Origin of the sequence: Sinomicrobium sp. (assembly GCA_029266035.1) — a bacterium.
In the GTDB taxonomy this organism is placed as follows: Bacteria; Bacteroidota; Bacteroidia; order Flavobacteriales; family Flavobacteriaceae; genus Sinomicrobium.
On sequence record JAJUFH010000038.1, the window covers coordinates 1 to 15,383 of the forward strand.

Below are 15,383 nucleotides of genomic sequence, written 5' to 3' on the forward strand. Positions count from 1 at the left end.
AGTTGCACAAGAAGTTGAAAGAGTCGTTTACCCGCGTGGCGAAAGCTTCCTCCGATCGCGATGTCGATATGCGTACCGCAGCCTTTATCATCGCGATAGAACGACTGGAACAAGCGTACAGACAAAGAGGTATCTTCCCTTGATGTCATGTAAAAACAAAATGTGATTCAGAATAAATACGAATACAGAGAAGGTTTTGAGACCTCCTTTAGTTTGAATTTACGGTTTTTGACTCGATATTGTTCAAACTGATATGATTATTTAATGATGAGATATGAAATACGGACAACTGATTATTGAAAAGAAAGAATACGTACTTTTAAAGCAGCTTTTGCAGCTTTCCGGCTATTACGGAGATAATGTTTTTAAAAGTTCGGTAAAGCATCTGAGCGACGAATTGCAGAATGCCCGTATATGTGATGAGGCCGAATTACCGGAAGATGTAATACGGTTCAATTCCATTGTTTCCATCTCTTCAGAAGACGGTTGGAAAAAGCGTTTTCAATTGGTGTCGCCCAACGACAGCGATATTAAGCAAGACAAAATATCGATACTGACTCCTATGGGAGCTGCGGTGATGGGCTATGCCAAAGGAGATGCCATAGATTGGGAGTTTCCGGCAGGAACCAAAACCTTGACCATCGTAGAAGTTAAACAACAAAAAGAAAATTAAAACAGAAGTAATATCCGTTGTGTGTGAAGCGATTTTGTCAGAAATTCTTCGCTAACCTGGAAATAGAGTGAAATGGAAATTTATTTGTCTTTCGGCATTGCCGGGAGCTTTCAGAGTGGTGACAGGTAATCCGACGTTTTTTGCCGATCGCACAACGGTTTTTTACACCATCTCAGATTAGTTGGTTAGTTTTTTAGTTTGTAGTTCGTAGGGGTTTTATTGGTTTGTCCTTTCAGGCAAGCCTGTTATCATAGCGAAGCGAACCCGACAAGAGACAATAACAAATCGCACCACACTAATTTGTCTATAGGGGGAGACGCAAAATTTTGCGTCTCTACAGCGTCTGGTTTATATCATATTGCTGTTTCTACACATCGCCCTGAAAAGACTTCGAATTTGGGACATTATTGGAATGGCAGCGCTATAAAACGAAAACGCAGAAAAACGAAAACCCCAAACACCCCAAACTAATTCCTCAAATTCGACAACATGTCTTTGGTAATGGCTTCGAGATCAAATTTAGATTCCCATCCCCAGTGATCTCGAGCGGCGCTGTCGTCTATACTTCCAGGCCATGAATCTGCAATCTTTTGGCGGAAGTCGGGTTTGTAGCTGATACTAAAACCGGAGATGTGTTTCTTTATAACCGCTGCAATCTCACTTGGGTTAAAACTCACCCCAGCCAAGTTGTAAGACGACCTTATTTTTACACTGTCGCTCTCCGCTTGCATCAGGCTTATCGTAGCCCTGATAGCATCGTCCATATACATCATAGGCAGCGTAGTTTTTTCGTCCAAAAAACATTCGTAACTCCCTTTTTCAAGCGCCTGATGATAGATATCTATAGCGTAGTCTGTAGTACCCCCTCCAGGAAGTGTTTTCCAGCTGATAAGTCCCGGATACCTAATGCTTCGCACATCAACTCCGTAATTTTTGTGGTAGTACTCACACCATCGCTCGCCAGCCAGTTTGCTTATACCGTATACGGTAGAGGGCTCCATGATAGTTTGTTGGGGTGTGTGTTCCTTTGGAGTACTGGGGCCAAATACGGCTATAGAGCTAGGCCAAAACACCTTCTTTATCTTTTTGTCACGAGCCAGGTCGAGTATGTGAAAAAGAGAATTCATATTGAGATTCCAGGCCTTGTCGGGATATTTTTCGGCAGTAGCTGAAAGCATGGCTGCCATGAGGTACACATCGGTAATACCGTGCTCTTCTATACAGCTTTCTATCTGCTCTTTGTTTGTGGCATCCAGTATTTCAAAAGGTCCAGAAGCCGCCAGTTCAGGATTGTTGTTTCGGATGTCGCTGGCAACAACCTGCGAAACGCCATAAATATCTCTAAGTGCCAGTGTAAGCTCGGAGCCGATTTGTCCGCACGCTCCAATAATCAATATTTTCGGAGTCATATAACTTTCAATTTAGTTGGTTTTAAAAACAATATTGTAGACCGTTTATCTTTGCTAAAACACCATTTTTGTCAGCAAAACAAGTGGTCGTATCACAATCTGTAGATAAATCCGTATGCCGGTTCAAAGATAGTGTTTCGGCCAAACTTTCACGCGAAAAAAAAACAAAACCCTTGTATGTTGTCAGGATGCCGTATCTTCGTACAGCACAATTGCATGTACAGCATTATTGCGATGTGTTGATATTCAGTGTTTTTTTAATCAGACATTATCGATAATACAATACGAGACAATGGATAAATATTCTTTTTTGACAATTTTTGTACTGCTGCTGTTGGGGTGTAAGGGGGATAAGGACAAAAACAGTGAGGCGACAGAAGCAGAATTGGATAGCGAAATACCAGAAGAAAAGGTAAAGCTACCGGAATTCTGGCAGTTTGACCAAGCCGAACAAGAAGAGTTGGCAAGTTGGGAAGAGTACGCTGCCTTTAGTACAGCTATCAAAGATTACGCCGCTGAGAAAGAGGGCGATCTGATGATGCAGATGGACAATATACTCGAAAAGAAAAAGCAATTATCAGACTCCGTATTCCCGGCAAAATTCGACCATCCCTCGATAAAGAGCAGGCTGTCTGTAGTGCACACTTTTTTGCTGCAAACACGCTTGGAAGCGCCAGAACCAGTGACAGCCGCCTTTCGCTACCAGCAGAAGTCTAAAATACTGAGCTCTTTTTACAATCTCGAACAGCAGTTAGACGAACGTATGCAGGCCAACCTCGCCGACGAGTATATCGACGAAACTTCTAATATTCCCCTCGGGAAAAGAGACAGCCTAGTCACCGATAGTATAGAAGGAGAGGAAATAGATACATTAAGTGTTATAGAATAATTACAAATGCTAAAATCTTTTTTTTATTAACTTGGCGCTCATAAAACATCAATTTTATAACAATCATGAAAATAATTCGCACCAACAGTATTTTGCTCGGAGCTATGGTTCTCGGGTTTACTGCTGTTTCCTGTAAGCAGGAAAAGAAGGAAGGAAATAAAGAGGAGACCGCTGCGGTAGAGAAAGTACCCGGCATCAATCTCCAATTTATGGATACCAGTGTTGCTGCAAAAGACGATTTTTTTCGTTTTGTAAACGGCAAATGGCTTGACAAGGCTGAAATTCCAGCCGATAAAACCAGTTGGGGTAGTTTTCTTGAATTGCGCGAAAAGACAAACAACGATGCCCTTGCGGTGCTTAAGGAAGCTACAGAAGACAGTGCTATCGACCCTGCCTCAGATCAGGCTAAGGCAGTGTATCTCTACGAAACGATTATGGATACAGCATCTAGAAATGCCGCTGGAGTAGCTCCTGTATTGCCGGTGCTCGAAAAAATCGGAGCCATTTCTTCACTGGAGGAACTTCAAGCCTTTCTCCAGGAATCTGAACCCTATGGTGGAGCTGGCTTTTTTGGTGTCGGTGTGAGAGCTGATGCTAAAGACAGCAATAAAAACGTAGCCTATCTCGGCGCTGGAGCCTTAGGATTGCCCGATAGAGACTACTATGTGTCAGACGATGCAGACTCCAAAGACAAACGAGAGAAATACAAGGCTCACATTGCGCGTATGTTGCAGTTTGTAGATTACGATGCAGAAAAAGCTGAAGAACTGGCAGCTCGTATTCTCGCTTTCGAAACTCGTATGGCACGACCCAGACTGGATAAGGTAGAAAGACGTAATCCAGATAAACGCTACAATCCTACTGCCGTTTCCGAGCTTGCAAAAATAGCTCCTGCAGTAGATTGGAAAGGCTATCTCTCTTCACTGGGGGTTGCTGTAGATACCGTGATTATTGCAGATGTGGCATATTTTAAAGAACTTCCAGAACTGTTGGACGAGAAAAATATCGAAGACTGGAAGGCCTATCTCAGTTGGACGGCCCTAAACCATGCCGCAGGAACACTGTCTGAAGAAATAGAAACAGCCGACTGGGAGTTTTACAGCAAGACACTCAAAGGAGCAAAAGAACAAGAGCCACGCGATAAGAGAGCGCTGCAAACGATAAACGGAACAGTGGGAGAAGCCCTTGGAAAACTATATGTAGCAAAAAAATTCCCTCCCGAAGCCAAGGCACAAGCTCAAGAAATGATAGGCAATGTGATCAAGGCCTTCGAAGCGCGAATTCAGGCGCTGCCTTGGATGGACGAAGCTACTAAAGCAAAAGCCGTAGAAAAGCTCGAGAAAACTACTATAAAAATAGGATATCCAGACAAGTGGAGAGATTATTCCGCACTTCAAATAAAAAGTCCTGCCGAAGGAGGAAGTTATTTTGACAATGTAAAACAACTGAGACATTGGAGGTTTAAGGAAGATATCGCCAAACTCGGTAAGCCAGTAGATAAGAGCGAATGGTATATGGCTCCACAGATAGTAAATGCCTATTTTAACCCCTCCTACAATGAAATCGTATTTCCGGCAGCCATACTACAACCTCCTTTCTTTAATTTTACTGCAGATGCAGCCGTAAACTACGGAGGAATAGGTGCCGTTATCGGTCATGAAATCTCTCATAGCTTCGACGATCAAGGAGCGAAATACGACGCAGACGGAAATCTTTCCAACTGGTGGACAGACGAAGATCTGAAACAGTTCCAAAAACTCGGAGGAGACCTAGCAGACCAATACAGCGCTATAGAAGTGCTGCCCGAGGTATTTATCAACGGTAAGTTTACCCTTGGTGAAAACATAGGTGATCTCGGAGGAGTCAATGCCGCATACGACGGATTGCAACTCTATCTCAAAGAACACGGTGATCCCGGTTTGATAGACGGCTTTACGCCAGAACAGCGATTCTTTATCTCTTGGGCTACCGTATGGCGCACCAAAATAAGAGACGAAGCCCTTAAAAATCAGATCAAGACAGATCCGCACTCTCCAGGACAATATCGAGCTACACAACCCTTGCTCAATATCGATGCCTTTTATCAAGCCTTCGATATCCAGGAAGGAGACGATATGTATCTCGAACCGGAAAAAAGAGTTAAAATCTGGTAGGGATTGTCGCCTAGAAAGATTTAAAATTCTAATAAAAGAATATAAATACCCTCGTTACTTCTGGTAGCGGGGGTATTTTGATTTTTTTAGTTGATTAGTTTTTTAGTTTGTAGTTCGTAGTGTTTTTTCGCGTTTTTTTTCGTTTTTTATGCACCATACTTCGATATTTCCCAAGTTCGAAGCCTTTCCAGAAATAAGCTCCATTCCTGCGGAATCGCGTTTGCGCAGCAAAAATAGCGTGGAGCTGGAATGGAGTTGGTTTCCCGCGAGAGCTGGGAAAATTTCCTCAAGGGCTTCTTGACTTTTTGCTTCGTTTTGTGTCAAGACAAAATGAAGGGGAGAAGTTTATAAACTTTCGTAAATAATAGTTGTTTAAGAGATTTAATTAAACAGCCCACTAAACTCCTCCCTTTAGACAAAGGGAGGTACCTCACGCCAGTGAGGGGGAGGGGTCTGAAATCTCAAGCGATTGTACTTTTCCCAAGCATTTAGGGTAAAAGCTTGTCAGAACTCCTGCCTAGCAAAGCTGTCCACTTCGCCTCTAAAAACTTCAAATCCCCAATTCCAATTGATCCGGCAGAAGTCGAAACCCTTTGCGGTGATACGGGCTGATACCGTATTTGCGAATAGCTTCTCGGTGTTCTCGTGTGGGGTATCCCTTGTTTTTCTTCCAGTTGTACATGGGGTATTCTTCGTGCAGTTGCTCCATATAGTGGTCTCTATACGTTTTGGCCAATACAGAGGCAGCTGCGATATTCAAGTACTTGCCATCGCCTTTTACCACGCAGAGGTGAGGGATATTGTGATAAGGCTTAAAGCGGTTGCCGTCTACCAAGATGTGCTGTGGTCGGGTGCCGAGCTGATCGAGCGCCCTGTGCATGGCCTGTATAGAGGCATGTAGTATATTGAGTTTGTATATTTCATCTTCAAAAATATGACATACCCCAAAACTCACGGCTTGCTCTTCAATAATCAAGCGGAGCTGACCACGTTGCTTTTTCGACAGCTGTTTAGAGTCGTTTAGCACAGCATCGTCAAAATTTTCCGGCAAAATTACAGCTGCAGCAGTAACCGGTCCGGCCAGACAACCCCGCCCCGCCTCATCGGTACCTGCTTCCGGAAATGAATGAAAATATTTATTTAACACAGTGTTTTATTTTTCGTGAATTAACTAAAAAAGGACGTGTTTTTTATTAAAATACAATTTATTTTACAAAATAAGATGCTAATGTTTATTTATATCAATTTTATGGCGTTGTATCTGTACGCGTTTTCGGACTTGGCTGTTAATTTTTTGTTATTTTTAAATTTATTTTAAGATATTTGTCTTCTGCTAAATCAAATATATGTAATATGAGATCAAAGTTTACTCAATTTCTAACGCTAGTATTAGCGTTTGTAGTACAGCTCTCCTTTGCACAGGAGAAGACTATTACGGGTAATGTGACCGATCAATCCGGTTTGCCGTTGCCAGGGGTTAACATTGTGGTCAAAGGAACCACTCATGGAACCCAAACCGATTTTGACGGGAACTACAGTATCAATGTCGGTGAAGGACAGGTGTTGCAGTTTACCTATATCGGAATGTCTGCAGTAGAAAGAACTGTAGGTAGCGCATCGACCATCGATGTGCAGATGCAAGAAGATGCACAAGCTCTAGAGGAGGTTGTGGTAGTGGGTTATGGGCAAGAAAGACGAATGTCTGAACTTACAGGATCTTCTTCAGTTGTGGGGAGCGATAAGATCGAAAAAACTCCTTTAACTTCTGTAGACCAAGCACTTCAAGGTAATGCGCCCGGTGTTTATGTGTCTGCTTCTTCAGGACAGCCAGGGGCACTTCCCGATATCAGGATTCGGGGGATTAGCTCTATCAATGGGAATAACTCACCGCTGTATATTATTAATGGTGTACCAGTGATATCTGGAGACCCTTCTCGAAACAACACTAGTGCTAATATTTTGGCCAATATCAACTCCAATGATATAGAGTCTATCACTATCTTGAAAGATGCATCTGCAACTGCAGTGTATGGAGCAAGGGCAGCCAATGGGGTAGTTATTATCACTACTAAAAAAGGGAAAGGATTAAAACCTGTGTTTAATGTAAGTTTAGAAACAGGCTTTAACGAGGTTGCAGTAGACGACAGAAAGCCTCTTACCGGCCCACAATGGGGAGAATTGTATGTAGAAGCCGTAGCTAATGCTTTTACAAATGGTAATAAACAAGAAGCTATAGATGACGTTTTGGGAGGAGAGCCATACGACGGTTCAGTAAATACGAATTGGAGAGACGTTGTGCGAAGAGGAGCTGCACTCCAGCAAAATTTCAACGCATCTTTAACAGGTAGTACAGAAGATTTTAATTACTATTCTTCAATAGGTTATTTTGAACAAGAAGGGATTGTTAAAAATTCAGATTTTCAGAGAGTTTCGGGTAACCTGAATGTGAGCTATAAAGTGAATGATAAGCTAAAGCTCAGCACAGATGTCTCTGCCTCTAATGCAAAAATACACACTTTGGCCAATGGTGGGGCTTTTTCAAACCCTATCCTCTCAGAGTATTTCTTGCTGCCTACCGATCCTGTTAGAAATGAAGATGGTTCGTGGTATATAGGAGATCCGGATAGTAGAAGGATGAGCAACGGACTTTTTAATCCAGGGTATTTGTTGGAAAACAACTTTTCTGATGGAGATATCACTCGTATGATTGGAAATATTTCTGCAGAATACAATATTTTGGACAATTTGAAATATACCGGAAGAATAGGGTTGGATTATGCAAATGTGGAAGAAGGACTTTACTGGAATCCCGAACACGGTGATGGATTTAACGGTCCAACCAGTGCGAGAAATGGATATGCATACTTTACCGATACCCGTCTTTTTAACTTTGTAGTTCAAAACATCTTGAACTATAAGGCAGATTTGTCTGACGAAGTTAATTTGGGAGTTACCTTTATACAAGAAGCCCAAAAAAGAAAAGACAGATATGCACAAGGTGGAGGAGAAGGTATAGGTGCCTCAGGATTGTATAACGTAGCTACTGCGGTTAACCCGAGTGATGCCAGTACAGCGACGCAAGGGTATCAAAATGCATCTTACTCACTTACGGCCAACTTGGGAATAAAAGATAAAATCTTTATCGATGGAACATTTAGAAGAGAAGGAGACTCCCGTTTTGCTGCAAACAAAAAGTGGGGTAACTTCTGGTCTGTCGGTTTAGGATGGAACCTCGCCAAAGAGAATTTCCTGAGCTCTGCAGAGTTTATAGATCTGCTTAAACTTAGAGTGAGTTACGGTGAATTAGGTAACACACTTACCCAAATAGGCTTGTCTAGAGGATTAATCGGATATGATGTTTCGTACAACGAAAATGCAGCTGCCTATCCTACAGGAGTAGATAACCCCGACTTGACATGGGAGGTTAGTAAACCTTTTAACGTCGGTGTAGATTTTGAATTCTTAGATAGAAAATTGACAGGATCTATCGATTATTTCTCCAGAACTACAGAAGACTTGTTGTATCAACAACGCTTGTCTAGAACTTCTGGGCATTCTGCAAAGTGGACAAACATCGGAGAGATGGTTAACAAGGGTATCGAATTTGCTTTGAGTGCCCAAATCATAGAAAACGACAATTTCTCATGGAGTACAGACTTTAATATTTCTACTGTAAATAATAAAGTTACCGAACTTATTAAAGGTACTGATGGAAAACCTTTGGAATCCTTCGGATCTCTCACCGCTTTGGTAGAAGATGAACCAGTTAATGTTTGGTATATGAGAAAATGGGCGGGTGTCGATCCTGAGACAGGTGCAGCACAATGGTATCGCAACGGAAAAGGCGGTGAGGTTACCACAAATTATACCGAGGCACAACAGGCAATTCAAGAAGGTAATGCCTTGCCAAAAGTGATGGGAGGTTTTACAAACAATTTCTCTTATAAAGGATTTAACCTGTCGTTTTTATTTAGCTATGGTTTCGGACATAAAGTGTATGAAGATTGGGGTAGATATCTGTTGAGTGATGGTCAGTATATAGGTAACTATCCTGGCTTCGCAGAAAGTTTAGACAGATGGCAAAAACCTGGAGATATTACAAATGTTCCAAAACTCGTTTACGGTCAGGGTACCGCTTCAAACGAAGCCTCATCCAGATTTTTACACGATGGAGACTTTATCAGGTTGAGAGACGTAACCTTTGGATACGACTTGCCTGAATCTTGGCTGCAAGGATCGGGATTGACAAAGGTTAATATATACCTGAGAGCGACAAACCTTTATACATTTATCTTTGACGATGGTTTGAAGATAGATCCGGAAATAGGTATTGGAGGGATCACCAATCTCGGCTTGCCTCCGTTGAAAACTGCAAGTGTTGGAGTTAACATTTCGTTATAATTTCTAAAAGTAGACAATCGATGAAAAATAGAATAATATCAATATGTCTGACGTGTTTTACAGTAATATCTTTACTGTCTTGTGGAAATGATTTTCTGGAGGAAAGCTACGATCAGAATAAGACTCCCGACGAAGTGGGGAGTGATAAGGACTTGCAGGCTCTTGTTTATGGAGCTATGCACAGAATGAGAAGTGAATTTTACTACGGTAGAGATTTTGTGATATTTGGTACCGTTCGTTCCGATATCGCATTTAATACCGGTGCTACAGGACGATTCCTAAGGCCGGCTAGATTCGATATGATTCCGACAGAGGCTTATGCAGCCGATACCTGGACTCAAATGTATACCGTGATAGGTAGTGCAAACTTGGTTATAGGTAGTGAATTGGATACACCTTTGGCCAAATTTGCTAAAGCTCAGGCTTATACCTTGAGAGCTTTGGTGTATTTCGACCTTGTACGACTTTATGGACAAGAGTATATTGGAGGTGATTTGGGTGTTCCATTGGTAACCGTATACGAACCAGGTAACGATGTGAAACCTCAAAGAGCATCTTTAGATGATACATATGCGCAAATCGAGTCTGATTTCGAAATGGCAATACAGCTTTTTACAGAAGCTGACGATGAAGGTGCAACAGTAGATTATAACGATAAAACAACCTTGAATATATTTTCTGCAGAAGCATTGATGGCACGTTATTATCTGTCTAGAAAAGATTACGAAAAAGCTAGAGACTTCGCTACAGATGTGATTGAATCAGGCTTATATTCTGTTGTTTCATCGGGTACTTATGCCGTTTCTTGGACACTGCCTAACGCTTCTTCTAACTCTGTTTTAGAATTGGCCGTAGGTGATGTTAATACACTGAGTACAAACTCTATTGCATATATCTATAGCCCCGGTGGATACGGAGAAGTATTTCCAGTAGAAACCTTGTCGGGAGAATACGACAGCGACGATGTACGACTCGATGTATTTGCTGCCAATGCTGATGGTGAATACTTGCTTGGTAAATATCCAGATATTAATGGAGCTGATAATATTAGAATGGTACGCATTGAAGAGATGTATCTCACTAGAGCTGAAGCCGAATTTATGCTCAATGGAGCATCTACCGATGTCGATGACGATTTGAACGCTATTACTGCAGAACGAAACAGTGTGGTATATGCAGGAGCTACTTTAGAAGATATACTGTTGGAGAGAAAGAAAGAACTCGCATTTGAAGGCTTTAGATATTTTGATTTGATGAGGTTGGGTATGGATGTCGAAAAAGTAGATGAAAATCAAACTTTCGAAAGTACAATACCATTTGGAGATGATAGATTAGCTTTCCCAATTCCACAAGTAGAAATAAATGCAAACCCTGATATAACGCCTAACCCCTAACAGAAAGGTGTTGTCAGAAAAGTGATATGCCACTTTAAATAAGTAATAAAAAGTCCCAGCTCTAGAGTTGGGACTTTTTAGTTTTATAAAACGCGTTCTCATTATTTCAAAAAATATACCTTTGCCATAATATCTTTGTATGCTGTTTTGCAGAAGGTGTTACAAGAGTGATTAGTGTTGTTTATGTATAAGGAACCGATTTTAAATGAAGCATATATTTTTCTTATTTGTCCTGTTCTGTTGTGTGATTGCCGTAAAAGGGCAAGAAAAAGCGCTTCCTGAAAAAGTACAGGACAGTACAATAATCGATTCTGTACAAGCTGCTGTATCTCAGGTAAAAGACAGTGTGCCCGGCCTGCGTAGAAGTATTGAAAAAAAACAAGATAGCATCAAAGATGCAAACGATACCATTCCAGATATAGAAGATTACCGGATTATTTCGTACAAGCGCGATACTACCCACCTCGATACCTCGCTCACCATTAAAAAAGAGTATCGCTACAACTACCTTCGAAAAGATAATTTCGAACTACTTCCTTTTTCCAGTGTAGGGCAAACCTACAATCGACTGGCCAAGGATTTTAATTATCGAAACCTGTATCCCGAACTCGGAGCTCGGTCTAAACACTACAATTATATGGAGGTGGAAGATATAGACTATTATCGCGTACCCACACCGGTTACCGACCTCTTTTTTAAAACCACTATGGAACAGGGGCAACTGTTGGATGCCTTTATTACTATGAATACCTCCAAGCAGTTTAATTTTTCTATAGCCTATAAGGGGCTTCGCTCTCTCGGAAAGTACAGACATATACTGTCTAGTACAGGAAACTTTAGACTTACGGCCAATTACACCACCAAAGACGGGAAATATCGCTTGCGAACCCATTTTGTCGCTCAGGATATTTTAAATGAAGAGAACGGAGGAATCTCTAATCGAGAACAGTTTGAGTCGGGAGAAGAAGAGTTTATAGACCGGGCGAGAATGGATGTGGCTTTCGAAAATGCAGAAAACTTGCTTATCGGTAAAAGGTATTATCTCGATCATGAATACCTCCTGCTGCACCCCGGGAAATCGCTATCAGAGCTCACTTTGGGACACGAGTTTCGGTATGAGACCAAATTCTTTAAATTTAAACAAGATCAAGCTGCGGAAAACTATTTCGGAAGTGCTTACCAGCGCACCGATATGGAAGATAGAGCCAGACTGAAAACCATGTACAATAGGCTTAGCGTAAACTACGGCGATCGCATATTCGGAGATGTGAGTTTAAGAGCAGCTTTTTACAACTACAATTACTATTTTAATTCCGTACTTTACCGCGACGACGAGGTGATAGGGAGTCAGCTTAAGGGAACGCAGATTAGCCTGGGTGGAACCTGGTCTAAGGTGATAGGTAGAGTAGGACTGGATGCCGATATAGAAGTCAATACTGTGGGCGATCTCAACGGGAGTTCTTTTAAAGGAAATGCCTATTACGCCATAAGTGACGATCTTAAGCTCACCGGATTTATATCTTCGGTGTCTCGCATGCCCAATTTCAATTTTATGTTGTATCACAGCCATTATCAAAATTACAATTGGCAAAACGACGGCTTCGGTACCGAAAAAGTATACACCCTCGGAGGAACCCTCAGCTCTCAAAAATGGGGCAATGTTACCGCTAGTTTTGCTACTATCGACAACTATGCCTATTTCTACGAATCTGGAGACCCCGAACAACAACCCGGTATGGTGTTGTCTAAGCCCGACCAATACGACGGAACCATAGGATACCTCAAAATAAAAGGAGAAAACGAATTTAAGTTCGGCAAGTTCGCATTGCACAACACAGTGATGTATCAAGAGGTGTCTCAAGATGATGCCGTGATGAATGTACCCAAATTTGTAACGCGAAATACCTTTTACTACTCCAATGATGTCTTCAAAAAGGCGATGTATTTGCAAACAGGTATTACACTCAAGTACTTTACCGAGTACTATGCCGATGGCTACAATCCGGTGCTGGGAGAATTCTATTCGCAAAACGGGGAAAAGATAGGAGGATATCCGCTTCTCGACTTTTTTATCAATGCCCGAGTGCGACAAACCCGTATTTACCTGAAAGCAGAACACTTTAATTCGGCCTTTACAGGATACAATTACTATTCTGCACCCAATTATCCCTACAGAGATTTTATCGTGAGATTCGGACTGGTCTGGAATTTCTTCCGGTAGGGGGATGGCCTCGTGTCGTCACATATAGTTGATTAGTTCTTAGTTCATAGTTATTAGGTGAGATTATAATTTATATAAACCAGACGCCGTAGAGACGCAAAATTTTGCGTCTCCCCCATAGACAAATTAGTGTAGTGCGATTTGTTGTTGTCTCTTCCAGTCGGTGGCTTCGATACACTGTTCGCTGCGTTGCGGCACACAGTTACATGGGTTTCGTCTCAACTTTTTGCTTCGTTTTGTATCAAGACAAAATGAATATAAGAATAATTAGAAGATTACCACTTTAGCCAGAATCCAATATAAATCATTATTTTTGTTATCGTAATGTAGGTTACTGTAACTGCAGTTGCGATAATGATATGAAATTTTATAACAGGGATAGTGAATTGAGTTTGTTGCGTAGTATTGAGGAAACCTCTCGTATTTATGCTCAAATGACCTTTGTAGTAGGGCGTAGAAGAATAGGGAAGACAAGTCTTTTAACTACGGCTTATACGCGAAGTAATTGCTTGTATTTTTTTGTAGCAAAAAAAAATGAAGCATTGCTTTGTGAAGAGTTTATTGAAGAGATCAGGGGGAAGTTGGACGTTCCTATTTTTGGAGTAATAAAAACATTTAGGGAAGTTTTTGGATTCTTAATAGAATTGTCTAAAACCCGTCATTTTACTTTGATTATTGATGAGTTTCAGGAATTTCATTCGGTCAATGCTTCGATCTTTTCTGAGATGCAGCATATTTGGGACAGTAACAAAGAGGAGAGCAAAATAAATTTGATTTTGTGTGGTTCGGTCTATTCTATGATGACTCGAATTTTTGAAAATTCTAAAGAGCCACTTTTTGGAAGAGCCACACAGCGTATACACCTCAAAGCTTTTGATCTACCTACCTTAAAAACAATACTAAACGATTACTCTCCTTCGTATACTCCTGAAGATTTACTGGCGTTTTATCTGTTTACGGGAGCTGTGGCAAAATATGTGGAATTGTTGGTGCAGAAAAATGCATTTACTTTACAAGCAATTTTGGATGAGGTTATATCTGAAAATTCCCTGTTTGTAGAAGAAGGAAAAAATGTACTGATTGATGAATTTGGCAAGGATTACGGAAACTATTTCTCGATTTTATCTCTTATTGCTTCAGGAAAAACATCGAGAGTAGAAATAGAATCTATTTTGGAAATACAGACAGGAGGTTTTTTAGATCGTTTGGAACACGAATACGGACTGGTGAAAAAAATACGTCCTGTATTGGCAAAACCTAATAGCCGGTTTGTGAAGTATATGATTGAGGATAATTTTTTGAGCTTTTGGTTTCGTTTTATTTATAAATACCGCAGTGCTGTAGAAGCTGGAAATTTAGATTATTTAAAAGCAGTTATTTTGCGGGATTACAATGTGTATAGTGGTAAGATCTTAGAAAAATACTTTGTTGATACATTGAAATTTGAAAAAAAATACAATCTTATCGGCTCCTATTGGGAGCGAAACAACCAGAATGAAATAGATATAGTGGCGGTTAATGATATGGAAAAGAAGGTTTTGTTTGCCGAAGTAAAAAGAAATGTGAAGAATATCAGCATAGAAAAATTAAAAGAAAAATCAAAAAACCTAATCGTGAAGTACAAAGGATATGAAATAGAATATAAAGGCTATTCGCTATGTGATATGTAAAAATGATGGTTTGTAGCTGATTAGTTCGTAGTTATTAGGTGAGATTATAATTTATATAAACCAGACGCCGTAGAGACGCAAAATTTTGCGTCTCCCCCCCCCCATTGACGAATTAGTGTGGTGCGATTTGTTGTTGTCTCCTCTTAGACAAAGGGAGGTACCCTCGCTGTGCGAGGGGGGAGGGTTCTGAAAGCCCAATCGATTGTCTTTTTCCTAAACGCTTAGGTGAAAGAGCCATGTTTCGGGCTTATCAGAACTCCCCGTCCAGCAAGCTGTCCACCCCTCTTTGTCTAAAGAGGGGAGTTTTTTGTTTCTTAATCTAAATAACCCAATAACTCAATAACCATTCTCCTCTCTAACTCCCTCACGGTCAACCCCTCTAAAAATACTTTAAAAAAAAGCCTAAAAATATTTGTTTTAGAATCGAAAGTGGTTTTATATTTGCACCCGCTTTGAGAGGGAGTATGGGGTTGAGAGGATAAGCGAATAGGTTCATATACGGTGATAGGGGTAGGGATTTTGATGATGGATTTCACTGTTGATTTTGATGCATTTTTACTGGTTTTCGAATTA

The 15,383-nt window shown here is 40.9% G+C and carries 10 protein-coding genes; 7 read left to right on the forward strand and 3 right to left on the reverse strand.

Features of this window, described 5'->3' with window-relative positions; genetic code table 11:
- Positions 1-274: 274 nt before the first annotated feature.
- Entirely contained in the window at positions 275-673 is a 399-nt protein-coding gene (locus ACYZZR_RS12690; protein WP_461534385.1) for a GreA/GreB family elongation factor, read from the forward strand.
- A gap of 467 nt (positions 674-1,140) precedes the next feature.
- On the opposite strand, the gene ACYZZR_RS12695 is transcribed toward ACYZZR_RS12690, so the two are convergent.
- Positions 1,141-2,082: an NAD-dependent epimerase/dehydratase family protein gene (locus ACYZZR_RS12695; protein WP_461534386.1), complete on the reverse strand. Its 942-nt coding sequence runs from the start codon at positions 2,080-2,082 to the stop codon at positions 1,141-1,143.
- Positions 2,083-2,392: 310 nt separating this feature from the next.
- Here ACYZZR_RS12695 and ACYZZR_RS12700 point away from each other — a divergent pair, with 310 nt between their 5' ends.
- Together ACYZZR_RS12700 and ACYZZR_RS12705 are read left to right on the forward strand one after the other, a co-directional pair.
- On the forward strand, positions 2,393-2,971 hold the full coding sequence (locus ACYZZR_RS12700) for a hypothetical protein (protein ID WP_461534387.1): 579 nt from the start codon (positions 2,393-2,395) through the stop codon (positions 2,969-2,971).
- A 65-nt stretch (positions 2,972-3,036) separates the two neighbouring features.
- Positions 3,037-5,124, forward strand: coding sequence for a M13 family metallopeptidase (locus ACYZZR_RS12705; RefSeq protein ID WP_461534388.1), 2,088 nt, complete (start codon positions 3,037-3,039; stop codon positions 5,122-5,124).
- A 550-nt stretch (positions 5,125-5,674) separates the two neighbouring features.
- Here the strand turns inward: ACYZZR_RS12705 and ACYZZR_RS12710 are convergent.
- Positions 5,675-6,271: a ribonuclease HII gene (locus ACYZZR_RS12710; protein ID WP_461534389.1), complete on the reverse strand. Its 597-nt coding sequence runs from the start codon at positions 6,269-6,271 to the stop codon at positions 5,675-5,677.
- Positions 6,272-6,477: 206 nt separating this feature from the next.
- On the opposite strand from ACYZZR_RS12710, the gene ACYZZR_RS12715 reads away from it, so the two are divergent.
- From ACYZZR_RS12715 to ACYZZR_RS12730, 4 genes are all read left to right on the forward strand, one after another.
- On the forward strand, positions 6,478-9,525 hold the full coding sequence (locus tag ACYZZR_RS12715) for a SusC/RagA family TonB-linked outer membrane protein (RefSeq protein WP_461534390.1): 3,048 nt from the start codon (positions 6,478-6,480) through the stop codon (positions 9,523-9,525).
- Between the two features lie 20 nt (positions 9,526-9,545).
- A complete protein-coding gene (locus tag ACYZZR_RS12720) occupies positions 9,546-10,919 on the forward strand; it encodes a RagB/SusD family nutrient uptake outer membrane protein (RefSeq protein WP_461534391.1) in 1,374 nt (457 codons plus the stop codon).
- A gap of 205 nt (positions 10,920-11,124) precedes the next feature.
- Positions 11,125-13,140: a putative porin gene (locus ACYZZR_RS12725; protein ID WP_461534392.1), complete on the forward strand. Its 2,016-nt coding sequence runs from the start codon at positions 11,125-11,127 to the stop codon at positions 13,138-13,140.
- Between the two features lie 359 nt (positions 13,141-13,499).
- Positions 13,500-14,810, forward strand: coding sequence for an ATP-binding protein (locus ACYZZR_RS12730; RefSeq protein ID WP_461534393.1), 1,311 nt, complete (start codon positions 13,500-13,502; stop codon positions 14,808-14,810).
- A 314-nt stretch (positions 14,811-15,124) separates the two neighbouring features.
- On the opposite strand, the gene ACYZZR_RS12735 is transcribed toward ACYZZR_RS12730, so the two are convergent.
- Positions 15,125-15,383: hypothetical protein (locus tag ACYZZR_RS12735; protein ID WP_461534394.1), on the reverse strand; the 259-nt coding region annotated here is incomplete at its 5' end.

Bases quoted from the DNA above. Each gene is read 5' to 3' on its own strand.
- ACYZZR_RS12725 (WP_461534392.1), top strand. From the start codon at position 11,125: ATGAAGCATATATTTTTCTTATTTGTCCTGTTCTGTTGTGTGATTGCC.
- ACYZZR_RS12720 (WP_461534391.1), top strand. From the start codon at position 9,546: ATGAAAAATAGAATAATATCAATATGTCTGACGTGTTTTACAGTAATA.
- ACYZZR_RS12695 (WP_461534386.1), bottom strand. From the start codon at position 2,082: ATGACTCCGAAAATATTGATTATTGGAGCGTGCGGACAAATCGGCTCC.
- ACYZZR_RS12730 (WP_461534393.1), top strand. From the start codon at position 13,500: ATGAAATTTTATAACAGGGATAGTGAATTGAGTTTGTTGCGTAGTATT.
- ACYZZR_RS12705 (WP_461534388.1), top strand. From the start codon at position 3,037: ATGAAAATAATTCGCACCAACAGTATTTTGCTCGGAGCTATGGTTCTC.
- ACYZZR_RS12690 (WP_461534385.1), top strand. From the start codon at position 275: ATGAAATACGGACAACTGATTATTGAAAAGAAAGAATACGTACTTTTA.
- ACYZZR_RS12715 (WP_461534390.1), top strand. From the start codon at position 6,478: ATGAGATCAAAGTTTACTCAATTTCTAACGCTAGTATTAGCGTTTGTA.